Raw genomic sequence first — 24,449 nt, forward strand, 5'->3', positions numbered from 1 at the left:
ACTGAAAATACAACAAAACCAGCTAGGGAAATGGTGATTTTATCATTTTCCTAGCTGGTTTTACAAAGAAAAACAGAACGATTATACAAAGTCAAAATCGATAAAGTTCGTATTAAGATAGAAGAATTGTATAAAATCGTATTCAAGAGAGTTTTTCTGGAATACGATTTTTTGTTTTATTTTTATGGAATTGTCAAAATTGTAATGTGGAATTCATCTGAAGTTCATGTTGACGAAGTATTATAACCCCCATAGTAACAAAAAATACTATGGGGGTTAATGTAATGGAAACAAAATGGAGTTTAAGATTAATTCGTTTAGCTGCAATTTTTGGTTTGTTAGGAGCTATATTAGGTTCACATATGGCGGGATCAGGAAGCTATCAATTCCGTCCAATTCACGCGCACATTTTAGTCGTAGGATGGTTAACAATCTTTGCGTGGGGTATTTTCTACCGAGTATACAAAATTAAATCTTCCAAATTAGTAGCAGCTCATGGATGGACCGCAGTAATCGGATCAATCGGTTTAACAGGAGGAATGTGGTTAAATACATTAAAACCATTTAATGTGAATGAAACATTCTCTTTAGTATTTTACATTGTTGGTGGAACTGTTCTGTTAATAAGTTTCGGTTTATTTATTCTCAACACATTTATGATTGATACAAAAGAAGATAAGAGGATCTAATGGAAAACTTCTAGCCAAAGACAGTTATATTTGTAGAATAAATTCCAGCCCCCTTAAAGATAAGTAGGGGGCTGGAATTTATTTTAAATGAAAAATAGTGTGTGCATGTTCAAATGAAATACTTTAAAGCAGCTACTTTGCCGCCTAATTATTCGTACCATGGATTCAGATGAACAAGAACTTCCTCCACATTAGAATATTGCTTTATAATCGTTTTTTTAATTTCTTTTGAAACATCGTGACCCTCTTGAATGCTTAGTGAAGCTGATATACTTACTCGAACATCGACGATGATGTAGTGCCCATGTTCTCTTGCTCTGATGCGATCAATTCGTTTTACTTCAGAAACGGATTGAACCAACTCGAAGATTATTTCCATAGTTTCAGAATCAATATTTTTTTCCATTAGTACATCAACAGACTCTTTTCCCATTCCAATGGCTAACTTTAATACAAGAATTGCAACGATAATACCTGCAACAGGATCGCCATATGCCAATACTGCAATATTGAAATGATCTCCAATCATAGCAAGTCCAATACCAATTACGGCAGCTAGAGAGGCATAGACATCGGCAAGATGGTCGTAAGCCGTTGCGATTAAGCCCTTGCTATTTTCTTTTTTACCAATATTGATGGTATAAACATAAAGAACTTGCTTCCAAATAAGAGAAATTGCCGCCGCTATTAATACAGTAAAAGTTGCTTTATGAGGTGTTTCAAATAATGCTAAGACAGAATGATAACCAATATATAATGCTGCGATAGCTAAGATAATAGCAACAATTCCAGCTCCAACAACTTCTGCTTTACCGTGTCCATATGGATGGTCTTCGTCTGGAGGTCGTTTGGATACACGCATCGCACTTAGCGCAGCGACAGATGCAATAACATCTCCAGCATTATGTACGCCATCAGCAAGAAGTACTTGACTGTTAAATAACAAGCCAACAACTATTTTTAATACCGTCAGAAATACATTGCTTATTAAACTAATCCAAATTGCGAAAGAGGATTGTTTGTTTTCTAAACTCATCACTTATTCCCCCAACTAGTTTTATTGCACAAAGGAAACAAAAACCCTTGACCATCTTGGTCAAGGGTTGGGTTATTAAAAAAAACTATATTTATAAATTTTTCAATAAAATATGTCATTTCCTTCACCACGCTAATCTAATTAAATAAAAGACATAGGAAAAGTATAGCACTGTATATACTATTAATCAAAATTCATTTTTATACGAATTTTACAATATTAATTGTAGAAAACTTTCCATAAAGGCATTTATACTCCCTTATTCAAACTATATACTTTTTAGATACTCTATGAATAGGTAGAATAATACTTTTATTAAAAGAAAAAAACTACCATGTCTAAAGTTATATGTAGCTACCCATCTACCATGAAAAAGCTAATTTTAGCTTTAAGACGGAATAATCGTTAGTAATATATTGTCCATCCAATCTTGATTTGCTTTCTAAATCCCTTTGTTTAATTATGAATTCTGCCATGAAAAAATCTTAAGTTATTTTCTTTTTTTGAACAGTTGTTTTCTATCTCTTCTAACCAATCTATCAATTTCCAACATTGCACAAGTTGATTGAAGCGGAGGCGGCGACTTCTGCGGGAATAGCATGAGCGGAAGGCCCCGCAGGAACGAGAAAAGGAAGGAAGGCTAAGGTCGCCTCGTCCTGAGGCGACGCCTTCATGACCAACATCGTGTTGGCCCAGGAGACTGAAGCCATGCCCGCGAAAAGCGTCCGCCATAGCGGAAAACAAAGGTATTTCTACGGTTATTCTTCTTAAAAAACTGGGGATTTTTGTGTCCGGTTTCTCTTAATTGAAAAATATTTTAAATGATAAATTCAGTAATATATTCATACACTTTAGAAAGTCTAGGTGAAGGTGGAGTTCTTATTGATCGAAAAAGCACTTCTATTTATGATAATAATGAGAATTTTTTCAGGAAGTGTAGATATAACTGCTGCAATGTTTATGTATAAATATAATGATTTAGAAAAAGCCTTTTATATTAACACGCTACTAGCCTTAGTAGGTCCTTGTGTATTGATCATTACTACAGCTATAGCATTATTTGGATTGGCTGAGAAGATTTCATTAACTAGAATGATCTGCCTCTTTAGTGGAATTATACTTATTCTTTTTAGCTTAAAGTCTAAATAATGAAGGATAGCGCAAACCTCTTCTATTTATAAACCTATTTTTAATCTCCCATGTTTTTAAATGTTTACTATATTGGTGCAAGCGATTGCATTATAATTGTGGAAAGATTAAAATAATTCTATCAAGGGTGCTTAGGGTGGTGAATGAAGATGGTTCAATTATTGGAACCTTGGTGGAAACGTAGTGTTGTCTATCAAATCTATCCACGAAGCTTTATGGACTCCAATGGAGATGGCATTGGGGATTTGAATGGAATAATTTCTAAGTTAGAGTATTTAGAACAGTTAGGTGTGGATGTCATTTGGCTTAGTCCAGTCTATGATTCTCCAAATGACGACAATGGCTATGATATTCGAAATTACCGAGCAATAATGCAAGAGTTTGGCACGATGGATGATTTTGAACGATTGATTGATGAAGCGAAACAAAGAGGAATCCGAATTGTGATGGATCTTGTGGTCAATCACACTTCCGATGAACATGCCTGGTTTGTTGAATCGCAATCTTCTAAAGACTCCAAGTACCGTGATTACTACATATGGCGTGAAGGTAAAAATGATCAACCTCCAAATAATTGGGGATCGGTATTTTCGGGGTCTGCTTGGGAAAAAGAAGATACTACAAATTCGTATTATTTGCATCTGTTCTCTAAAAAGCAGCCTGATTTGAATTGGGAACATGAACCCCTTCGAAACGAAATTTTTGATATTATGACGTATTGGTTGGATAAAGGTATTGGTGGTTTTCGGATGGATGTCATCAATTTTATTTCAAAAGATGTACAGCTACCTGATGGAGCAATTCCTCCAAGGAAGTTGTTCGGGGATGGAAGTCCATATTTTATGAATGGTCCGAAAATCCATTCCTATTTACGTGAGATGAATGAAAAGGTTTTGCGTGAATACGATGTGTTAACTGTTGGGGAAATGCCAGGAGCTACGCCTGAGGATGCACGTGTATATACAAATCCAAACAATCAAGAAGTAAATATGGTCTTTACATTTGAGCATATGAATCTAGATAGTGGACCTCATGAAAAATGGGATACTAAACCTTTAGATTTAGTAGAGCTCAAACGTAACTTAGAAAAGTGGCAAAACGCTCTTCATCAAGTAGGATGGAATAGTCTTTATTGGAATAACCACGATCAACCGCGAATTGTGTCACGATTTGGAAATGACGGTGTCTATCGTGAATTATCTGCCAAAATGTTGGCGATTTGTCTGCATATGCTCCAAGGAACGCCTTATATATATCAGGGCGAAGAATTAGGAATGACTAATATAAAGTTTGATAGTATTAATGATTATCGAGATATTGAAACACTGAATATGTACAAAGAAAAAAGCTATCAAGGAATTGCGAATGACGAGATAATGGCATCTATTTATGCAAAAGGTCGAGATAATGCGCGAACTCCAATGCAGTGGACAGCAGATGGAGGATTCTCAACTGGAACACCTTGGATTAGGATGAATACAAATACATCTATGATTAATGCAGAACAAGCATTAGCGGATTCATCATCGATTTTTTATACGTATCAAAAGCTTATTCATTTAAGAAAAGAATATGACATTATCACACTAGGCAGTTTTCATTTGCTGTTACCGGATCATCCTCATCTCTTTGTATATAAACGACAAACGAGTGAGGAAGAATGGTTAATCGTAACCAATTTCTCCAAGGAAACGGTAAAAATCGAATGGAATGTATGTAATGTACGAAATAAAAACGGGAAAGTCATGATATCTAACTATGAAACTCCTAAAATAAACGAAGATATTATAGAAGTACGCCCTTATGAGGCGTTTGTGCTCGCTTTTGAAAGGAGATAGCAGGATGAAAAAAGTACTTGGAGTTGATATTGGAGGAACTAAAATACGTATGGGTGTCGTAAACGAAAATGGACAGGTTTTGATGGACAAAACAATTCCTACTCTAATACCGTTATACCCCTATCTAGAAGAACAAATATTAAAAGTTATAACAGAATTTCCTGATCTTACAGGTATCGGAATCGGTACGAGAGGAATGGTAGATGCGATAACAGGAGTCGTAACATTTGAAAAAGAGATAGAAGGCTGGCAAGGGACTCCGGTTAAAGCGAAATTAGAAGCAGCAACAGGTCTTCGAGTGGAGATTAATAACGATGCAAACTGTGCTGCACTTGCAGAATTTCGAATAGGAGCAGCAACAGGTTTTCAAAAGGTAGTTTGCCTGACGGTGGGAACAGGCCTAGGAGGAGGTTTTGTTTTTGATGGAGAGGTAATGAATGGAGTTCATGGTGGTGCAGGGGAAGTCGGTCATTTGATTTTGTATCCAAATGGGCTTGTTTGCAGTTGTGGAAGACCAGGATGCAGTGAACAATATATATCTGGAAGTGCATTGAAAAGAATGATTCAAGAGGAAAATGTCGTTGATCCCGCTACAGGGGGTCTAACATTACCGCATAATCTATTTCGAATCGCAACCAATGGAAACACAAGTGCAATAGTAGTTCGCGAACGTTTTCTCTCAGATTTTGCAGTATTAATTTCTAGCCTCCAAGCTGTCTTAGACATGGATTGTGTTGTGATTGGCGGAGGAGTTTCAGAATCTGCTGACGATTGGTGGGAAAACCTTATAGAAAAAGTAGAACCACTGAAACTTAAGCCACTAAAATTGAAGCGTGCAGATTTTGGGAATGAAGCAGGGATGCTCGGAGCGGCAATGCTCGTTATTGATCAATAAATTACTCGGAATAACAGAAAAGTGTAAACAGATGACAAATGCGCAAAGAGACTAAGAATGGGCCATGCGCATTTGTTATATAAATATCAGAATTTTTCATAAATAAAGGGTTGTTATCATATAAATGGTATGGTAGGATAAATTTAGTTAATTTTATGCAAACGCTTTCACAGGCTTTGCTATTCTTTTAAGGTATTTGTGCAAACGTTTTCGCATGAATTAAAATTCCAAAGGTGTGGGGGAGAAATATGAAAAGCAAATGGCGCGCGGTGTTATTGGCAGCTTCACTAAGTTTAGCAGCAATTTTAACGGGTTGTAGTTCAGATGAAGAGAAAGTAACGTTAGACATTTTTCAATTCAAAGTAGAATTTAAAGATCAGTTTGAAGAAGTTGCTAAAACATATGAAAAAGAAAATAAAAACGTAAAAATCAATATCACAACAGTTGGTGGTGGGGAAGACTACGGTGCAGCTCTTCGTTCAAAATTTGCATCAGGCAATGAGCCAGCAATTTATAATATCGGAGGTCCTCAAGATGTTGCAGATTGGTTAGATAAATTAGCTGATTTATCAGGTTCTGCAGCAGCAAAGGCAGCATTAGATGGCTCCCTTGATGGAGTTTCGGTTGATGGAAAAGTATTAGGTCTTCCGTATAACCAAGAAGGTTATGGATTAATTTATAACAAAAATGTATTTGAAAAAGCAGGAATTGATCCAGCTTCTATTAAAGATTTTGCTTCATTAGAAGCAGCGGTAAAAAAATTGGACAGCAAAAAAGCAGAACTTGGTCTTCAAGCTGTATTTGCTTTACCAGGTAAAGAAACATGGGTTACCGGTTTGCACTTATCAAATGCTTTCTTAGCTCCAGAATTTGATAACAATGTCTTAACGGCATTTGACTCTAAAACCGTAGCATTTAAATATGGCGATGCATTTAAAAAAGTTCTAGATCTTCAAAATGATTACTCTGTACAACCAACTGTAAGTCTTGACTATTCAAAACAAGTTGAGGAGCTATTCTCATTACAAAAAGTAGCAATGATTCAACAAGGTAACTGGGTATATGGCTCAATTGCAGGCATCGATGAAGACTTTGCAAACAACGGCATTGGAATTTTACCGATTCCTGTAGAAGGCTACAAAGGCGATAATATTCCAGTAGGAATTCCAATGTATTGGGGAGTTAATAGTAAGGCAGATAAAGCGGTAATTGAGGAATCAAAAAAATTCTTAGACTGGTTGTATACTTCGGATGCAGGAAAAGAAACAGTGTTAAACGACTTTAAATTCATCCCGGCATACGAAGGATATGACTCATCTAAAATCTCTGATCCACTTTCAAAAGATGTTTATGAATATGCAGCGAAGGGCAAAACAATTGGCTGGACATTCATGGGATATCCTACTGGATGGGGCATGGATGAATTAGGAGTTCAAATTCAGAAGTATTTAAGTGATAATGCAAGCTGGGAAGAAGTTGTAGATGCAACGAAGAAAGCTTGGGAGTCTGCACGTAAATAATAATGCACACAGTTTTAAAACAAAGTAGCCTTCGTGCTACTTTGTTTTGTAAAAAGAAGAGAAAACATGCTCTTTCACCTTGTCATAGGGAAAGGTATATGTCTGTCATTTTTGGAGGTGAGCAAATGCGCACAAGAGATTTATCATATTGGATATTTCTGATGCCAGTTTTGGCTGCATTGACATTAGTTGTAATAGCTCCTTTACTACTTGGTATCTATTATTCTTTCACAGATTGGAATGGAATTCAGACGAAAGGCTTTGTTGGCTTTGATAATTACATAGCATTATTTCAAGACGAACGTTTTCTTCACTCATTATGGTTCACAACGAAGTTTTCCGTCGTATCTGTCATTCTAATCAATCTTATCGGATTATCATTGGCACTACTTGTAACAGCAAAATTAAAAACAAATAAAGCAATGCGAACTATTTTCTTTATGCCAAACTTAATTGGTGGACTTATATTGGGGCTTATTTGGCAATTTATCTTTACAAAAGCATTTGCGGGCTTTGGTTTAATTGTAGGGATGGAGAGCTTACAAGGATGGTTGTCAACTCCTAGCACTGGTTTTTGGGGGCTTGTCATTTTAATGAGTTGGCAAATGTCGGGGTATATAATGGTTATATACATTGCTTATTTGGAAGGTGTTTCAAAAGAGTTGATAGAAGCAGCTGAGATTGATGGTGCAAACGCCTTTCAAAGATTTCGCCTTGTGGTGTTTCCACTAGTAGCACCAGCCTTTACTGTTAGTATGTTTTTAACACTTTCAAATACATTTAAGTTGTACGACCAAAACCTCTCCTTAACGGGAGGAGGTCCATATAATTCGACACAAATGGTAGCGATGGAGATTTTCAATACTGCATTTGGTCGTTATGACATGGCATATGCACAAGCAAAAGCAGTAATATTTTTCTTAATAGTTGCAGTGATTGCTTTAGTTCAGGTATATCTCAACAAGAAACGTGAGGTGGAAATGTAATGCGTAAAAAGTATTTAATTCCACTGGAGATATTAGGAATATTTTTAGCCCTTGTTTGGCTAGCACCATTTTATTTGATGATTGTGAACTCTTTAAAAACAAAACGAGAAATTTTTGAGGATACATTAAAACCACCGAGTTCCGTGACATTTGATAATTATGTGCAAGCATTTACAGAATTAGATTTTCTAAGAACTTTCATGAATTCATTAATTATTACTGCAATTAGTGTTATTCTTATTATTATTTTTTCAGCAATGGCAGCTTATGCACTATCGCGTGCAAAGGGAAGTCTAAGCACTATTATTTTCTTTGTTTTTGTAGCGGCGATGCTGATCCCATTTCAATCAGTAATGATTCCTCTTGTTACAATTTTCGGTAAGATTGAAATGTTAAACCGTTCTGGATTAATATTTATGTATTTAGGCTTTGGTGCAAGTTTATCAATTTTTTTATATCATGGTGCTTTAAACTCAATTCCACGTACTTTAGACGAAGCTGCTACAATTGATGGAGCAAATAGATTCCAAGTTTTTTGGTTTATCATTTTTCCTATGCTCAAGCCTATTACAGTAACGGTAGCGATTTTAAATACCATTTGGATTTGGAATGATTACTTGTTACCTTCTCTAGTCATTAACCAAAAAGGAATGGAGACAATTCCGTTAAAGATGTTCTTTTTCTTCGGTGAATACACAAAGCAATGGCATCTTGCATTAGCTGGACTAACCTTGGCGATTGTTCCAGTAATTATTGCATATTTCTTTGCACAACGAGAAATTATTAAAGGTGTATCAGATGGGGCAGTAAAGTAAAATGTTGAAGGAGGGGATTCTATTGGCTATCACAATCATAGATGTCGCAAAAGAAGCAAATGTTTCTCCATCTACGGTTTCCCGTGTTATTGCAGATAACCCGAGAATTAGTGAACAAACGAAGCGCAAAGTAAGGGAAGTCATGGAAAGATTAGAATATTACCCTAATTTTCAGGCAAGAAACTTAGCTGCGAAGAGCACCAAAACTATTGGTGTTATTATGTCGAACTCTACTTCATTGGCTTTTCAAAATCCATTCTTTCCAGAAGTTATACGAGGAATTTGTACAAGTGCCCATGCTAGTAAATATGGTATCTATCTATCTACTGGTGGCAATGAGGAGGAAATCTATCAAGAGGTTGTGTCAATGGTACAAGGAAGAAAGGTGGATGGGATTATCCTTCTTTATTCTCGTGTGAATGACCGTACAATGACTTTTTTAAAGGATGCGCAGTTCCCATTTACAATGGTAGGTCGCCCCTATAAATTTGAGAATGAGGTTACGTATATTGACAACGATAATCAGAAAATAGCTCATGATGTTGTGAATTATCTATTTGGCTTAGGGCATCGACAAATAGCATTTATTGGTGGAAATCTTGATTTTGTGGTTTCAAAGGACCGTTTGGAAGGATATCGGCAGGCGCTAATAAAGGCAGGACTTTTATATACAGATTCTTATTTTATCCATGATGATGCTTTTAAGGCAAATGGAGATAGAAGTATCTTCGAGTTGATGAATCTTAAAGTACCTCCTACAGCTATAGTGGCTCATGACGATTTAATTGCTTATGAAATCATTCGGTATTTAGAAGAGCTTTCCATACAAGTACCAAAGGATGTTTCGATTGTAAGTTTTAATAATCACTCCTTATCAGCATATGTAAAGCCTCCGTTAACTTCTGTAGATATTTCGATATTTGAGTTAGGTTTAGAAGCTACTAATTTTCTTTTAGAGAAGATGAGTGATCCAAAATCGACAGTTAAACATCATTTTGTACCAACAAATTTAATAGAACGTGATTCATGCGGAAGTATTAAACAATTGGTGAATAAATACCAACAAGAAAAAAGAGGGAAAAAATGAAGAGAATATGGTGGAAAGAATCAGTTGCTTATCAAGTTTATCCTCGTAGTTTTCAAGATTCTAATGATGATGGGATTGGTGATTTACAAGGACTGCTTTCTAGATTAGATTACATACAAGACTTAGGGATTGACGTTATTTGGATTTGTCCAATGTATAAGTCCCCAAATGATGATAATGGATATGATATTAGTGACTATCAATCTATCATGGAAGAATTCGGAACGATGGAAGATTTTGATGAGTTACTTCAAGAAGTGCATAGACGAGGTATGAAACTTATCATTGATTTAGTCATTAATCATACAAGTGACGAGCACCCCTGGTTTATTGAATCACGTTCTTCAAAAAACAATGAAAAGCGTGATTGGTATATTTGGCGAGATGGTGTAGATGGAAAAGAACCGAATAATTGGGGAAGTATTTTCAATGGGTCAGCTTGGGAACTTGATAAGGAAACTGAGCAATACTATTTACATTTATTTTCTAAAAAACAGCCTGACTTAAACTGGGAAAATGAAGAAGTCCGAAATGCATTATATAAAACTGTGAATTGGTGGCTAGATAAAGGTATAGATGGTTTTCGTGTTGATGCGATTAGTCACATAAAAAAAGATTCCTCGTATAAAGACATGCCGAATGAACAAAATCTCTCCTATATTCCTGCATGGGAAAAATATATGAACGTTCCAGGTATCATGCCCTTCTTAGAAGAATTAAAACAAGAAACATTCTCAAAATACGACATTATGACAGTAGGAGAAGCAAATGGTGTTGGAATTGATGAGATCAGTGGATGGGTAGACGAAAAACAAGGTAAATTCAATATGATTTTTCAGTTTGAGCATTTGAGCCTATGGGATGCAGAACAGAAGAAGCTCAATATTATTGGCCTTAAAAGTGTTTTGACTCGTTGGCAAAAAGCATTAGAAGGAAGCGGATGGAATGCCCTATTTATAGAAAATCATGATAAGGCGCGCAGCGTTTCTACTTGGGGTAACGATCACGCATATTGGAGAGAAAGTGCTACTTCATTAGCTACAATGTACTTTTTTATGCAGGGAACACCTTTTATTTATCAAGGTCAAGAATTGGGTATGACGAATGTTCATTACCAATCGATTGAAGATTACAATGACGTAGCAACGAAAAACTTATACAAATATCGATTAGATCAAGGAGACTCACACGAGCAAGTAATGGAGCTTATTTGGTCGACGAGCCGCGACAATTCACGAACCCCTATGCAATGGTCTGCAGATGAAAATGCAGGATTTACAAACGGGACACCATGGATAGGTGTTAATCCGAACTACACAGAAATTAATGTAGAGAAACAGGAAAAAGATCCGAACTCTATATTAAATTATTATAAAAAGATGATTCAGTTGCGCAGAATAGAAAAGATTTTTACGTATGGGATGTATGATTTGGTATTAGAGGATCATCCGTCACTTTACGCATATACTCGTACCCTTGGGAAGGAAAAAGTAATCGTATTGTGTAATCTCTCGGAGCAATCAATTAAAGTAGAGGAAGTGCAAGACGTCATTTATAAGAAAACGAATCTGTTACTTTCAAACTTAGAGGTTAATGATCATGAAGCGATAGCAACACTTGATCTAGCACCATACGAGGCAAGAGTTTATAAAATATAAAAAAACGTTTTGTCCTCGGACAAAACGTTTTTTTAAAAGATAAGAATGTATATGAATTGATGTCAGGAACAGGTTGATTTCCGCTGCAGGCGGACGCTTTCCAGGGGGCAAGCATCAAGCCGCTTCCTTCGCTGCGCTCAGTCCAGGGTCTTGATTTGCTTGCTAATCCCCTAGGAGTCGCCGCCTTCCGCTCCAATCAACATTGCAAATAATAAAGGAAATATGCTTGATCTAAATAATGAACTGGAGATGGCTTTTTGTACAATGCAAACATCGGAAGTTATGCCCTTTTGAACATTTGTCTTATCTCTTCTGACCAATCTATCCATCTCAAGTAGTGCACAAGTAGATTGAAGCGGAGGCGGCGACTTCTGCGGGAATAGCATGAGCAGAAGGCCCCGCAGGAACGCATCAAAGGAAGGAAGGCTAAGGGCGCCTCGTCCTGAGGCGACGCCTTCATGACCAACATCGTGTTGACCCAGGAGACTGAAGCCATGCCCGCGAAAAGCGTCCGCCATAGCGGAAATCAACCATTTCTAAGTTTCTCTTCTTAAAAGGATCGGGCGTCTTTTTGCCCGGTTTTTTGTAAATGTAAATGTATCCAGGGATCGGATGGCTAACAGCAAGAATCAGGTAGTTCACCATTATTACCAGGTTACTCAATATGATCGGTCTATCCCCAAAAAATAGAGTGAACCATAAACTTCTAGTTCACTCTACAAATTTTAGTATCCGGGTTTCTTAAGAATTTTAAAGATGTTGGTTTTGTAGTCTTCCACACCAGGTTGATTAAATGGATTGATATCAAGTAGATAAGCACTATACGCACAGGCCATCATATAGAAATATAGAAGGTGACCAATATGTTGTTCATCTAGTTTTTCCATAGTAATAGTGATTTGAGGGACGCCCCCATTCAAATGAGCAGTTGCTGTTGCTTCATGACATGCCATATTAAATTCATGAAGAGTTAACCCACTTAAATAGTTAAGCTCATCGCCGTTATTTTCTGCTTCAAAAACTGTTAAATCATCTGAGACATTTTTCACCATTAAAAAAGATTCAAATAACATTCTTTTTCCATCTTGGATATACTGCCCTAAAGAATGAAGATCGGTTGAATAAAGGACAGATGCTGGGAAAATTCCTTTCCCTTCTTTTCCTTCACTTTCTCCAAATAATTGCTTCCACCATTCTTGTACATAAGTCAACTTTTCATTAAAAGTTGCCATAATTTCAAGTGGGTATCCTGCATCATAAAGATGTTTCCGGATAACTGCATATCGAATAGCGCTATTTGATGTTGTATCAAAAACCCCAAATTCTTGTTCTGCTATTTTTGCCCCATTAATTAGCTTTTCGATATCATAACCTGCTGCAGCGATGGGTAATAAACCAACGGCAGTGAAAACAGAGTATCGCCCTCCAATATTATCGGGAACGACAAAGCGACGATAGCCTTTTTCTGTAGCAAGTGAGCGTAATGCTCCTTTTTTTTCATCCGTTGTAACGAGTATACGTGATGTAGCTTGTTCACCGTACCGTTTCTCCATATATTGTTGTAAAAAGCGGAACGCAATGGCAGGTTCTGTAGTTGTACCTGATTTTGAAATGATATTCAATGTAACTTCTTTATTATCTAAATATGTAATTAGTTGTTTTAAATATTCCCCACTTACTAAATGGCCAGCAAAGATAACTTCTAAGCCGTTTGGTTTTTTGAATGGAGTAGTTAGTGCCTCAATGACTGCTTTTGAACCTAAGTAGGAGCCGCCTATACCAATAACAACTAACACATCTGAAGTAGATTGAATATGGTTTGCCGTTTCCTTAATATTTAGAAGGAATTCTTGGTTCATAGTGCTAGGCCAATCAGCCCATCCTAAATATTCAGCGCCTTCTGCAGATTTAGTATGAATTCCATGGTGAATACCCTGTATTTTATGTTCAAGTTCAGGTGTAAGAAGTTGTTTGTAATCTCCTGAATAATTGACTGAAATATTCATACATTTCTCCTTTATAAGAAGTATTTTTTCTATCTTTCATTTTACCATCATTTAGAAGATAAGTCGCTGAAATCCATGCTCAATAATTTTTCTAGGTACGCTCCAGCCTCTATCATTTTGGCACCGTACCAAAACATTTCACCGTCTACTAGCAAAATTTTAGTATTCGGAAGAAACGATTGAAATTCTGGGACATGTTTCTCCTGAAATGGAAATGGTTCGGAAGCGAGCAAAAGGACATCAAGGTTGGCAGCGGCTAGGTCCTCTATTGTTACAGCGGGATATCTTGAGTCATTTTTTTCAAAGGGATTATGGAAGCCTAGTGTATGTAGTATATCATTAATATAAGTTGTTCCTCCGACGACCATATATGGTTTCCGCCAAATAACATAGGCAGCCTTTCCATTTTGCTTACGTACAAGTGAATTGAAAGATGCTTTACATGAGGCAATGAGATTGTCTGCCGCCAGTTCCTGATTCGTCAACTCCCCAAGTGTTTGTATAAGTCGGTAAGAATCCTCTATTTTCTGGACTTCCATAACAAAAACAGGAGCAATCTTTTCAAGTGCATGTACGATATCCTCTGTATTTTCTTCTTTTTCAGCTAAAATGAGATCTGGCTTCAGATTACGTATTTTTTCTATATTTACTTCCTTTGTTCCTCCTACAATTGGAACGTTCTCTACAATTATTTTAGGGAATATACAATATTTTGTTCGCCCTACTATTTCCTTCTCAAGACCGAGCGCGAAAAGTGTTTCTGTAATTGCCGGACAAATTGAAATAATACGTTTGGGTGAAGCAGTAATATTTACTTTTCTCCCAAGATGATCGGTTATAAGATGAGTCATCGAATTCCTCCCTTGCTAATATAATTCGTTATTTGGTGAAGGTTTTCCTTTCCTAAATACTAGTTTCTTCATTGAAATGAAATGGTTAATGAATGTTCGAATAACAAACTCGAGACCAATTATACGGAACTTGCAATAAAATCTCAAAAGCGAGGAACTAAACCATGGTAGTGTCCAAAAATTGGACAATCTTATTTCTAAATTAAATAAAAGACAAGTCGATAAGAATAGTAATGGGAACTTTGTAAATCTATGTAAAAATTAATTTGTAGTTTACTTGTAACGATTTATGCTCATTCGATGGGTTGCTTAATAATGGTGACGAATTTTTAGGAAAATGTGAGGTATGTAGAGTGAAAAAAAGTATTCAGCTTAATATGATTTTAATATTTTCATCAATAGTTTTGTTATCATGCGTGGTTATAACTTACCTTAGTTATACTTCCTCTGTAAATTTAGTCGAAGATTCTTTAACTAATGTAGCTGGAAGTATTGCAAAGCAATCTTCTAAAATCATTGATATCAATAGGTATCAAAAAGAAATTAAAGTAGAACTCGGAGAAAATGAATATTATAAGGAATTGCGTACTGAATTGAATGATATAAGAGAAAGAACTGGATTATCCTTTTTATATACAATTGGCCGTGAAGAAAATGGAAATGGATATGATTACTATTATTTAGTAGATGGTAAGCCTTTTGGAGATGTTAATGCATCACAATTAGGAGATGAAGAAGATGTGAATTTATATCCTAGTATTGCAAAAGCTTTTGACACAGGGGAATCACAAATTCAAATCTCCAAGTCAGATGAATATGGAGCGCTTATCACTACATATATTCCTCTGAAGTCTAATTCCGGCGAAGTAATTGGTATAGTAGGTGCAGATTTAGATACAACTCAAGTCTATGCCTCAATGGATTTATATAAGAAAAAAGTAATTACTACAACCCTAATTATCTTATTCGTAAGCGTAATTATCGTTTATTTATTTTCTTTCTACTTAGTAAAGCCGTTAAAGGAATTAATAAATAATGTTTCAAAAGTAGGTGAAGGAGAGCTTACTATTACACTTCAGACAAATCGTAAGGATGAAATAGGGACTTTGACAATCGCATTTCAACGAATGATGGACAACCTTAAATCGGTTATTATGAACATTCATCAGAATTCAATTAAATTGGTGGACACGTCAAATCAACTATTCAATAGCACAAACGAAGTAAAAGAAGGAAATCACCAAATTGCTATTACTATGACTGAATTAGCTAACGGGGTTGATGGTCAGGCGAATTCTGCAAATCAAGTTTCTGAGACAATGAATAATTTCATTAACCAAATTCAAGAAGCAAGTGACAAAGGAACAGAACTTACTCATTCATCCAATAAGGTGATTGAGTTAACGAATAATGGTTATCATTTGATGAGTGAATCAGAAAAGCAAATGGAAACAATTTATAATGGGGTAATGGGATCCATTGAAAAGGTTAAGGGATTAGACTTACAAACAAAAGAAATTTCGAAGTTAGTACAAGTGATTCAAGAAATTGCCGATCAAACAAATCTATTGGCGCTAAATGCTGCGATAGAAGCAGCACGAGCTGGGGAGCATGGTAAAGGCTTTGCGGTTGTGGCGGATGAAGTTCGTAAATTAGCTGTGCAAGTTGCAGGTTCCGTAGGCAGTATTGTTGAGATTGTGGAAGGTGTGGAAAATGAATCCAATGAAACAGTAATCGCTTTACAACATAGCTATTCTCAGGTTGAAGAAGGAACAAAAAAGATTAAAAACACACGGGAAACATTTAATGAAATCAACCAATCTGTATTAAGTATGCAAAAACAAATACATCATATTTCAGAGAGTTTTAATGTGACATTTAAACAAAGCAAAGAAATAAATAACTCGATAGAGCAAGTTGTTTTAATAGCAGAAGAGTCATCATCAGGTGTTGATCAAGTATCAGCCTCTATTCAACAATCGACTAGTGTAATGGGTGAGATTGTAGCCTCTGCGGAATCTGTTGCAAAATTAGCTGAGGAGCTAAATCACTCTGTTATCCATTTTAAATTAAATGAAACGCAGTGAAATAGTTAATTTACTGGACTCCGTACGTTTGTAAATGGTTTAACTTAACTGAAGAGGCTATCCCAAAAGTTATATTTTTGGGATAGCCTCAATTTAAAAAAGTATAATTTACGATACCAGGTTCTTATTAATCTCTGAAGTACCGATCAATATTTTATGCTTACTTTGTAACCTCATTTTTTAGCTCAGTTTTAATTCCAGTTGTCCGCTTAAGGAACAGGGATAGAATAAATGCGACAACAGCAATACCAGTAGAAACTAAAAATGCATCGTTTATTCCTGAAATTGTTGCTTCCATCGTCACATGTTGCTGCAACTGTTGTAAAGCTTCTCCCGTAGGTGTAGCAGAAGAATTAGCCATAGCTTCTGATATCATTTCTTTCACATGTGTCGCCGTACGGTTAGACATAATTGTAACGAGTAAACTACCACCAATAGCACCAGACACTTGTTGAATTGTATTGTTCATAGCTGTACCATGTGGTGTTAAAACTGCTGGTATTTGATTTAAACCATTTGTCATAACAGGCATCATTACCATTGAAATACCTAACATACGAACAGAGTAAAGCACAACTAAATGAGTATAACTTGTTGAATCCGTTAGATGACTAAATAAGTATGTTGTAACAATAACAATTGCTAAACCTATATATGCCATGATTTTAGGTCCGAATTTATCAAAAATTTTACCTGTAATTGGCATCATGATCCCCATTATTAAAGCCCCAGGTAGCATCAATAAACCAGAATCCATCGCAGAAATTCCACGAATATTTTGAAGGTAAATTGGCATTAACAACATAGCAGAAAACATGGCAATACTTAGTGTAACCGAAATGGCAGAAGATAGAGCAAACATTGGATACTTATAAACTCTGAAATCTAGCATCGGCTCGCTAAGTTTGAATTGTCTAAGGATCAAGGTAACTAATGAGAGTACCCCTACAATAATAGTTAAGTAAACACTTGGGGCAGACCAACCATGATTACCAGCAGTACTAAATCCATATAAAATTCCACCGAAACCTAAAGCAGATAAAACAACGGATAGTACATCGATTTTATCATGGCTCTTCTCTTTCTTATCTTTTAATTTAAAGAATCCTAAAATCCACACTAAAACCATAACTGGGACCATCATTAAGAATAACACTGTCCAATCATAGTGTTGAATGATCCAACCAGATAATGTTGGTCCAATAGCAGGAGCAAAAATCATTACAATTCCAAACATCCCCATAGCAGAACCACGTTTTTCAGGTGGAAATGTAGTAAATAATACAGTCATTAAAAGTGGCATAATCAATGCTGCTCCTGAACCCTGAATCATTCGAGCAGCTAGTAAAATTGGAAAACTTGGTGCAAATCCACCGATTAATGTACCAACTATGAATAACCCCATGGCAGTCAAGAACAAGCGTCTTGCTGTATTTTTTTTAATTAGGAATGCAGTGGTAGGTATGACAATACCATTCACTAACATGTAACCAGTCGACAACCATTGGACCGTAGAAGGACTGACATCAAATTCTTTCATAATGGAAGGTAGAGCGACGTTCAATAGTGTATTACTTAGAAGAGCTACGAATGCTCCAGTCATTAATATTGCTAACAAACCATACGACGGTTTTGTTTGTTTTTCAGACATATAGTAATCTCCTTTTATTCTTTTGTACTAATAGTTCATTTATGAACCTTTAGTTTTACAAAATTTATAATACACCTTTGAAAATTAATTAGCAAGAAAAATATACAGTAAGTACAATAATATACTTATGGTATAATTTTGTTGTGCTATAATGATTATATTAGAATGATTAATCTCTAAAGGAGTACAAGCGATGAATAAGAAAAAAAGGAATGTCATAGATAAAGCGCATGAATTATTTATTGAACAAGGCTATCACGCTACGTCCATTCAAGATATTTTAAATCATAGCGGTATTTCAAAAGGGTCTTTTTATAATTATTTTTCTTCTAAAAGTGAACTGTTTAAAGCTGTGTTTAATCTTATCCTGGAAAATATGCAAATGGAGAGAGACAAGCTACTCATCGGAGAAAGCGTTAGTGACATCAATATTTTCAAAGAGCAGATAAGTTTTGTAATGAAATTAAATAAAAAAAACAAATTAAATCAATTGATCGATGATGTGCTTGTATCAAGCGATCCAGATCTAATAAAATTCATAAAACAGTTCAAACTTGTGTTTTTACATTGGGTATATGAACGTTTTTTAGATATTTTTCCGCGTGACAAAGAAGTATATTTGATGGATTGTGCAGTTATTTTCACTGGTGTTATGCAAAATATTCTATATACGAGCCATGCTTTAAAAACAACTTTTAATATGAATGAAATGGTTAATTATTCGATGGACCGAGTAATAACAATTTTGGAGGACATAAGCACAAAAGATATTCACTTATTTGAATCCCAAAAGTTAAATACATTATTGCCTCAATCTGATTATAATGATTTTTTTAACAATGAATTTTCAATTGCCACAGTGAATTTAAAAAAGGTAATCGAAAAAAGCTTTATTTTGGACGAGCAAAAAACGACAACTTATATAAATTTGTTGTATTTTATTCAAGAGGAGATTATGAATAATAAAGAACCAAGAAACTTTTTGATAGAGAGCGCCTTATCTACGCTAAAAAGCACGGAGGAATTAAAAAATCTAACAGAGTATCTACAGTATGAGCACGTTTTAGCGAATATGAAGTATTATCCGATTTCATAACCACATTTTCAAAAAAGCTGTTTAACTAAGGAAAAATCCTAGTTGAACAGCTTTTTCATACACTTTTGTAAATTGCTTGCTAATAAGATATCGTTAATGTTTCGACTTCGAGACAAATAAGTAGTAATTGAATTTATTATTATGATAAAATATCTAATTGTTGCAACGTTATATTAATCATATAAACTATTGGAGGAAATAAATAATGAATATTTTAGTAGTTAAAGCAAATAACCGTCCAGCTTCGGAAGCGATATCAAGCAGAATGTATGAAACATTTATGGAAGAAGTAAAAGAGGCACAAGGTCTTAACGTAACAACTTTCGACGTGTTTGCAGAAGATATGCCATACTTCGGTCAAGACTTATTCAATGCATTTGGAAAAATGCAAAACTCAGAGGAATTATCAGATGTAGAGCAACGTATTTTAGCTGCTAAACAAAAAGCAATGGATGCTTTAACAGCAGCAGATGTAGTAGTTTTCGCTTTTCCACTTTGGAACCTAACAATCCCAGCGGCATTACAAACATTTGTTGATTATACGTATCAAGCAGGTTATGCATTTAAATATAGTCCAGAAGGTCAATTAATTAGTTTAATGCCTGAGAAAAAAGCGATTATCTTAAGTGCACGTGGTGGTATTTACTCTACTCCAGAAACAGCACCTATGGAAATGGCTGCAACTTATATGCGCAATGTTTTTGGAGGCGTATTCGGAATGTCAGTGGAAGAAGTTATTATTGAGGGTCACAATGCAATGAGAGACCAAGCGGATCAAATTATTGCTGATGGACTTGAAAAAGTAACTGCTATTGCAAAATCATTATCTGCAGTACCTGCTAAAGCTTAATATAAATAAGTAATCCCTCTTTGTTTATAAAAACAGAGAGGGATTTTTTATATGGACTTCCTTCGAAGGCCATTTCCTCTTAGGAAAAGGGATCATTTTTTTCTTTAAGTATACTAAGTATGGTTAAAAACTGTTTTCGTTGTTCTTCTGATAAAGGTTTCAGTAATTTTTCTGCTGCTACACCCATACCGGTACGGGCTTTCTTTATCTGAGGGCGTGCTATTTCGGTTAATTGTAGTAATGTAGCTCGGCGATCTTCTGGATCTGGCAGACGAATGAGCAGTTCTTCTTTTTCGAGAGTTTCAACATATTGCGTAACAGTTCGAGGTTGTATTCCAATTTGTTTGGCAATATCATTCATTCGGATATTTGGATTTTCTTCAAGGGCGATAAGAAATCTGAGCCTTGGCCCTGTTAGGTAATCAGGAATGCCATAATTAGCAATATGTTTTTCGAATTGTTGGTGTAAAAGGTGATTTGTTTTAAAAAGTATTTGTAATAGATCGCTTACTGTAGGGACTTCTGATTGTACCATAGATGACATTCTCCTTGACGTATTTTTATATACTGAGTATACTCAGTATATTGTGTTGGTGAGTATACTCAGTAAGTATCATATTACGTCATTAAACAATTTATTCAAAGAGAAAAGACCATAAAAATAAATAAGAGGAAGTGTTGTTAGATGATGAACGAGATGGAAGCAGTTCGTTATAGTCAATTCGGTGGTCCTGAAGTATTGAAGGTAGAGCGAGTGAAACGACCAGAGCCAAAGGAAGAGGAAGTGCTTGTTTGTATTCATTCCTCAGGTGTTTTGCCAATAGATTGGAAAATACGTCAAGGATGGATGCCGATGCCAGTGCACTTTCCTGTTATTCCAGGTAGCGCATTTGCAGGAGTAATCGAAAAAGTAGGAACGAGTGTTACCGAGTTTAAAGTAGGGCAAGAAGTGTTTGGACGGACCACGAATGGATCTTACGCAGCTTATACGACTGTTTCAACCAGCACTCTTGCGTTAAAGCCTAAATCGATTGGGTTCGATGAGGCAGCGGCGATATCAGGTGGTGCAACGACTGCTTGGCAAGTGTTGTTCAATGATGGCAATATAAAAACAGGAGATCGGATTTTGATTCACGGGGCTGCGGGTGGTGTTGGACTGTTTGCGGTACAGTTTGCAAAGTGGAAAGGAGCACATGTGACGGCTACTGCTGGACCGGCTAACTTAGATTACGTTCGTTCTATAGGAGCAGATGCGGTTATTGATTATACTTCAACTCAATTTGAAAAGGTCGTTCAAGATATGGATTTCGTATTAGACACCGTTGGAGGTGAGACACTTGAAAAATCCTGGTCGGTCATTAGACAAGGCGGAGCGCTAATTTCGATAGCAGGTCAACCATCTTTAGAGAGAGCTCAAGAAGAGGGAGTTAGATTAATAAAACCAAGCCGAGCATTTGCTAAAAAAGATTTAGAAACTATTGCGAAACTAATGGATGAAGGTAAGGTTAAAGGATTTGTTGGACAAAAGTTTTCTTTACATGAAGTTGCACAAGCTCATGAGCTTAGCCAACGTGGGCATGGACGCGGACGAATCATACTACAAATAGTTGAATAATAAAAATTCATTATGACACCAGGTTCTTATTGAGTTGTGTTAGAACCTGGTATCGAATATTTCGTATTAAACAAATGGATTATAAAAACGTCCATCATTTATGAACATGAAAATAAGCATTAATATGAAAAAAAGAAAAGTAATGAAGATAGCGATAAAATCTCTCGATTTAAATTCCTTATAACTGTACCATGTTCGCTTTTTCAACTTTCCGAAGCCACGTAAATCCATTGTATTACTAACTATTTCGATGCGATCCAAACTCGAAAAAATAAGTGGTAAGATTATGGAGCTAGCATTCTTTATCCTTTTCCCCAATTTTTCGTTCCGAGACATATCCACACCACGCGCTTGTTTTGATCGTGCAATCGTTTTGAAATCGCGTTGAATATCCGGAATATACCTTAAAGCGATTGATACCGAATAGGCAAGGCGATAACTTACGCCTACACGATTTAATGATGCTGCAAATTCACTCGGGTGTGTCGTCACTAGGAACAGTAAAGCGGGAGGGATGACCGCAAAATATTTCAGTGTAATATTTAGTTGATAAAATAGCTGCTCTAAAGTAATTGAATAGCGTCCAATTGAACCGGTGATCGGGTGAGAAGTTCCGTAGATTACTGTTCCATGCTGAGGTGCAAATAAATAAATTGCAATATTGTTAAGCAATAAGAAAAATAAAATGAATCCTAGTACAAAACTAATTTCTTTCATTTTTATTTTAGATGCGTAAAATAGAACAAAGCTTGCAATCAAAATGAATAACAAAAATCGAGTATCGTATGTAAACATCACAGCAGAAGACCAAAGGAGAAAACAAATTAGTTTTGTCGCTCCAGTTAGACGGTGAATGATTGAATCTCGCTCAATATAGCTCAGTAGTTCGTTGTTCACTGGCGCGCACCTCCCGATCGTATTGAATAAATTGCTCAACAAAATGTGGAGGTTCCGAGATGTTCAAGTGTTTCGCTAATTCATATAATGAAGATTCCTTTAAATTTGCTTCTTTAATAAGCTCGGGGTTAGATAAAATGTGAGCCGGAGAAGCATCCGCTATTATCTCCCCGCTAGATAATACAATTGATCGATTTGTGTACTCCGTCATTAAATGCATATCATGCGTAATGAGAATAATAGCTATTCCATTCTTAGTAAGTTCCTCTAAAAACGTCATTAATTCTGTTGTATGCTTATAATCTTGACCTGCAGTTGGTTCATCTAGCAACATTATAGAGGGCTTCATGACTAAGATTGTCGCTATAGACAATCGTTTTTTCTGTCCATAGCTAAGAGCAGTGATTGGCCAATTTCTAAATGGATATAACCCGCAAATCTTTAGTGTATCTTCTACTCGCGTTTTAAGTTCAGCTTCAGAAACATTTTTTTGAGCTAGGCCAAATGCAACTTCTTCAGATACAATTTGCTTTGAAAACATATGATTTGGATTTTGTAGTACAAATCCTACTCGCTCTGCACGTTCTTTTATAGAGTCCTTTTTTGCGTCGATATTTCCAAAATAAATGGCTCCTTCATTTGGTTTTTCAAACCCACAAATAAGTGACGAGAGAGTGGATTTACCTGCACCATTTGCACCGACAAGACTAATCATTTCACCTTTATGTAATTTAAATGAAACGTTTTTTATAGTATTTGTTTTATGTGGGTAGTGAAAACTAATATTCTCTAGGGATAATACGGTTTCTTCCTCTTTTACTTTTGAGGTTAAAGAATATCCCTTGTTATACCAATTTGCTAATTTTTCTTGGAACGACTTTATTACTAACTCATCTACGTTGGTTAATGCCATCTCTTGCGTTAACTCACATCCTGCATACTTTAAAGCTTTAATGTAGAGTGGCTCTCGAATCCAATTTTCCGCCAATAGTGATCCCGCAAGAACTTCATTTGGTGTCACATCTGCAATGATTCGCCCGTGATTCATTAAAATAATTCGATCCAATGGCTGTGATAATACATCTTCAAATCGGTGTTCAACGATGATAATCGTTTTATTCGACTCTTTTTGAAGTTTATCTATTAATGCCATTGTCTTTTTTCCAGAAGCGGGGTCAAGATTTGCAAGAGGTTCGTCGAATAATAGAACTTCGATATTATTTACAAGAACACCAGCTAACGCTACTCGTTGCTTTTGTCCTCCTGATAATTCATGAATCCGTGCATTCAAATGGGTAGATATATGGACAAGATCAGCTGCTTTTTGAACTTGCTTTTTCATCTCTCCTAGAGCAATGTTATTATTTTCTAATGCGAATGCAATATCTTCAGCAACGGTTAACCCAATAAACTGTCCATCTGTATCCTGAAGAACAGTACCGACTGTTTTTGAAATAGAAAAGAGGTCAAGTTCACTTGTCTCTTTTCCACTAATCTTGAGGCTACCTGAAATTTCGCCTTTGTATGCAAAAGGAACAAGCCCGTTCAAACAATGAACGAGCGTGCTCTTTCCTGAACCAGAAGGGCCGACAATGCAAATCTTCTCCCCTTCATAAATAGTTAAATTTATATTGTGGAGCGTTGGTTTTACTTGGCTATTATATTGAAAGCTATAATCTTTAAACTCGATAACTGGCTTTTTCATGCAAATCTCCTTGTATAC

At 35.9% G+C, this 24,449-nt stretch carries 20 protein-coding genes; 13 read left to right on the top strand and 7 right to left on the bottom strand.

The genetic code is table 11. The annotated features are described in order from the left end of the window. The first annotated feature begins 284 nt into the window (after window positions 1–284). A complete protein-coding gene (locus ACFVR1_RS08010; protein ID WP_387582713.1) occupies window positions 285–689 on the top strand; it encodes a hypothetical protein in 405 nt (134 codons plus the stop codon). Window positions 690–837: 148 nt separating this feature from the next. On the opposite strand, the gene ACFVR1_RS08015 is transcribed toward ACFVR1_RS08010, so the two are convergent. Beyond that, window positions 838–1,725, bottom strand: coding sequence for a cation diffusion facilitator family transporter (locus tag ACFVR1_RS08015; RefSeq protein WP_387582715.1), 888 nt, complete (start codon window positions 1,723–1,725; stop codon window positions 838–840). Between the two features lie 882 nt (window positions 1,726–2,607). Here ACFVR1_RS08015 and ACFVR1_RS08020 point away from each other — a divergent pair. The 8 genes from ACFVR1_RS08020 (at window position 2,608) to ACFVR1_RS08055 (ending at window position 11,673) form a co-directional block, all read left to right on the top strand. Then, window positions 2,608–2,874 (top strand): YqhV family protein, encoded by a 267-nt coding sequence (locus ACFVR1_RS08020; protein ID WP_387582717.1) that lies wholly within the window; start codon window positions 2,608–2,610, stop codon window positions 2,872–2,874. Window positions 2,875–3,023: 149 nt separating this feature from the next. Next, window positions 3,024–4,712 (top strand): glycoside hydrolase family 13 protein, encoded by a 1,689-nt coding sequence (locus ACFVR1_RS08025; RefSeq protein WP_387582719.1) that lies wholly within the window; start codon window positions 3,024–3,026, stop codon window positions 4,710–4,712. A 4-nt stretch (window positions 4,713–4,716) separates the two neighbouring features. Continuing rightward, window positions 4,717–5,607, top strand: coding sequence for an ROK family protein (locus ACFVR1_RS08030; RefSeq protein ID WP_387582721.1), 891 nt, complete (start codon window positions 4,717–4,719; stop codon window positions 5,605–5,607). Between the two features lie 248 nt (window positions 5,608–5,855). After that, window positions 5,856–7,127 carry an ABC transporter substrate-binding protein gene (locus ACFVR1_RS08035; protein ID WP_387582724.1) on the top strand — a complete coding sequence of 424 codons (1,272 nt, stop codon included), beginning with the start codon at window positions 5,856–5,858 and terminating at the stop codon, window positions 7,125–7,127. Window positions 7,128–7,252: 125 nt separating this feature from the next. Then, window positions 7,253–8,113, top strand: a complete 861-nt coding sequence (locus ACFVR1_RS08040) for a carbohydrate ABC transporter permease (protein ID WP_387582726.1) — start codon at window positions 7,253–7,255, stop codon at window positions 8,111–8,113. Beyond that, window positions 8,113–8,928 carry a carbohydrate ABC transporter permease gene (locus tag ACFVR1_RS08045; protein WP_387582729.1) on the top strand — a complete coding sequence of 272 codons (816 nt, stop codon included), beginning with the start codon at window positions 8,113–8,115 and terminating at the stop codon, window positions 8,926–8,928. Before ACFVR1_RS08040 ends, ACFVR1_RS08045 begins: the two co-directional genes overlap by 1 nt. A gap of 22 nt (window positions 8,929–8,950) precedes the next feature. Continuing rightward, complete coding sequence (locus ACFVR1_RS08050; RefSeq protein ID WP_387582732.1) at window positions 8,951–10,015, top strand: LacI family DNA-binding transcriptional regulator; 1,065 nt, start codon at window positions 8,951–8,953, stop codon at window positions 10,013–10,015. After that, window positions 10,012–11,673 (top strand): glycoside hydrolase family 13 protein, encoded by a 1,662-nt coding sequence (locus ACFVR1_RS08055; RefSeq protein WP_387582735.1) that lies wholly within the window; start codon window positions 10,012–10,014, stop codon window positions 11,671–11,673. Before ACFVR1_RS08050 ends, ACFVR1_RS08055 begins: the two co-directional genes overlap by 4 nt. A gap of 725 nt (window positions 11,674–12,398) precedes the next feature. Here the strand turns inward: ACFVR1_RS08055 and ACFVR1_RS08060 are convergent. Beyond that, window positions 12,399–13,679, bottom strand: a complete 1,281-nt coding sequence (locus ACFVR1_RS08060; RefSeq protein ID WP_387582737.1) for a glucose-6-phosphate isomerase — start codon at window positions 13,677–13,679, stop codon at window positions 12,399–12,401. Window positions 13,680–13,726: 47 nt separating this feature from the next. Beyond that, window positions 13,727–14,530 carry an ABC transporter substrate-binding protein gene (locus tag ACFVR1_RS08065; protein ID WP_387582740.1) on the bottom strand — a complete coding sequence of 268 codons (804 nt, stop codon included), beginning with the start codon at window positions 14,528–14,530 and terminating at the stop codon, window positions 13,727–13,729. A gap of 353 nt (window positions 14,531–14,883) precedes the next feature. Between ACFVR1_RS08065 and ACFVR1_RS08070 the strand changes: the two genes are divergently transcribed. Further along, the gene (locus tag ACFVR1_RS08070) at window positions 14,884–16,617 is read left to right on the top strand and encodes a methyl-accepting chemotaxis protein (RefSeq protein ID WP_387582743.1); all 1,734 of its coding nucleotides are present in this window, start codon (window positions 14,884–14,886) and stop codon (window positions 16,615–16,617) included. Window positions 16,618–16,777: 160 nt separating this feature from the next. Here the strand turns inward: ACFVR1_RS08070 and ACFVR1_RS08075 are convergent, their stop codons facing one another. Continuing rightward, window positions 16,778–18,268: a DHA2 family efflux MFS transporter permease subunit gene (locus tag ACFVR1_RS08075; RefSeq protein ID WP_387582746.1), complete on the bottom strand. Its 1,491-nt coding sequence runs from the start codon at window positions 18,266–18,268 to the stop codon at window positions 16,778–16,780. Between the two features lie 193 nt (window positions 18,269–18,461). Between ACFVR1_RS08075 and ACFVR1_RS08080 the strand changes: the two genes are divergently transcribed. Both ACFVR1_RS08080 and ACFVR1_RS08085 read left to right on the top strand, forming a co-directional pair. Then, entirely contained in the window at window positions 18,462–19,364 is a 903-nt protein-coding gene (locus ACFVR1_RS08080) for a TetR/AcrR family transcriptional regulator (protein ID WP_387582748.1), read from the top strand. 205 nt (window positions 19,365–19,569) lie between these two features. Continuing rightward, entirely contained in the window at window positions 19,570–20,214 is a 645-nt protein-coding gene (locus ACFVR1_RS08085) for an FMN-dependent NADH-azoreductase (RefSeq protein WP_387582751.1), read from the top strand. A 79-nt stretch (window positions 20,215–20,293) separates the two neighbouring features. Here ACFVR1_RS08085 and ACFVR1_RS08090 read toward each other — a convergent pair whose 3' ends face one another. Next, the gene (locus ACFVR1_RS08090; RefSeq protein ID WP_387582753.1) at window positions 20,294–20,749 is read right to left on the bottom strand and encodes a MarR family winged helix-turn-helix transcriptional regulator; all 456 of its coding nucleotides are present in this window, start codon (window positions 20,747–20,749) and stop codon (window positions 20,294–20,296) included. Window positions 20,750–20,899: 150 nt separating this feature from the next. Here ACFVR1_RS08090 and ACFVR1_RS08095 point away from each other — a divergent pair, with 150 nt between their 5' ends. Beyond that, complete coding sequence (locus ACFVR1_RS08095) at window positions 20,900–21,829, top strand: NADP-dependent oxidoreductase (RefSeq protein WP_387582756.1); 930 nt, start codon at window positions 20,900–20,902, stop codon at window positions 21,827–21,829. A 66-nt stretch (window positions 21,830–21,895) separates the two neighbouring features. Here the strand turns inward: ACFVR1_RS08095 and ACFVR1_RS08100 are convergent, their stop codons facing one another. Further along, window positions 21,896–22,726, bottom strand: a complete 831-nt coding sequence (locus ACFVR1_RS08100; RefSeq protein ID WP_387582758.1) for an energy-coupling factor transporter transmembrane component T family protein — start codon at window positions 22,724–22,726, stop codon at window positions 21,896–21,898. After that, window positions 22,698–24,431 (bottom strand): ABC transporter ATP-binding protein, encoded by a 1,734-nt coding sequence (locus tag ACFVR1_RS08105; RefSeq protein WP_387582761.1) that lies wholly within the window; start codon window positions 24,429–24,431, stop codon window positions 22,698–22,700. The genes ACFVR1_RS08100 and ACFVR1_RS08105 overlap by 29 nt, the downstream gene beginning before the upstream one ends. Between the last annotated feature and the right edge of the window lie 18 nt (window positions 24,432–24,449).

Source organism: Psychrobacillus sp. NPDC058041 (genome assembly GCF_042885655.1).
Taxonomy (GTDB): Bacteria; Bacillota; Bacilli; order Bacillales_A; family Planococcaceae; genus Psychrobacillus.

Excerpts from the sequence above, each read along its gene's own strand:
- ACFVR1_RS08010 (WP_387582713.1), top strand. The coding sequence starts at position 285 with ATGGAAACAAAATGGAGTTTAAGATTAATTCGTTTAGCTGCAATTTTT.
- ACFVR1_RS08015 (WP_387582715.1), bottom strand. The coding sequence starts at position 1,725 with ATGAGTTTAGAAAACAAACAATCCTCTTTCGCAATTTGGATTAGTTTA.
- ACFVR1_RS08025 (WP_387582719.1), top strand. The coding sequence starts at position 3,024 with ATGGTTCAATTATTGGAACCTTGGTGGAAACGTAGTGTTGTCTATCAA.
- ACFVR1_RS08030 (WP_387582721.1), top strand. The coding sequence starts at position 4,717 with ATGAAAAAAGTACTTGGAGTTGATATTGGAGGAACTAAAATACGTATG.
- ACFVR1_RS08035 (WP_387582724.1), top strand. The coding sequence starts at position 5,856 with ATGAAAAGCAAATGGCGCGCGGTGTTATTGGCAGCTTCACTAAGTTTA.
- ACFVR1_RS08040 (WP_387582726.1), top strand. The coding sequence starts at position 7,253 with ATGCGCACAAGAGATTTATCATATTGGATATTTCTGATGCCAGTTTTG.
- ACFVR1_RS08045 (WP_387582729.1), top strand. The coding sequence starts at position 8,113 with ATGCGTAAAAAGTATTTAATTCCACTGGAGATATTAGGAATATTTTTA.
- ACFVR1_RS08055 (WP_387582735.1), top strand. The coding sequence starts at position 10,012 with ATGAAGAGAATATGGTGGAAAGAATCAGTTGCTTATCAAGTTTATCCT.
- ACFVR1_RS08060 (WP_387582737.1), bottom strand. The coding sequence starts at position 13,679 with ATGAATATTTCAGTCAATTATTCAGGAGATTACAAACAACTTCTTACA.
- ACFVR1_RS08065 (WP_387582740.1), bottom strand. The coding sequence starts at position 14,530 with ATGACTCATCTTATAACCGATCATCTTGGGAGAAAAGTAAATATTACT.
- ACFVR1_RS08075 (WP_387582746.1), bottom strand. The coding sequence starts at position 18,268 with ATGTCTGAAAAACAAACAAAACCGTCGTATGGTTTGTTAGCAATATTA.
- ACFVR1_RS08080 (WP_387582748.1), top strand. The coding sequence starts at position 18,462 with ATGAATAAGAAAAAAAGGAATGTCATAGATAAAGCGCATGAATTATTT.
- ACFVR1_RS08085 (WP_387582751.1), top strand. The coding sequence starts at position 19,570 with ATGAATATTTTAGTAGTTAAAGCAAATAACCGTCCAGCTTCGGAAGCG.
- ACFVR1_RS08090 (WP_387582753.1), bottom strand. The coding sequence starts at position 20,749 with ATGGTACAATCAGAAGTCCCTACAGTAAGCGATCTATTACAAATACTT.
- ACFVR1_RS08095 (WP_387582756.1), top strand. The coding sequence starts at position 20,900 with ATGATGAACGAGATGGAAGCAGTTCGTTATAGTCAATTCGGTGGTCCT.
- ACFVR1_RS08105 (WP_387582761.1), bottom strand. The coding sequence starts at position 24,431 with ATGAAAAAGCCAGTTATCGAGTTTAAAGATTATAGCTTTCAATATAAT.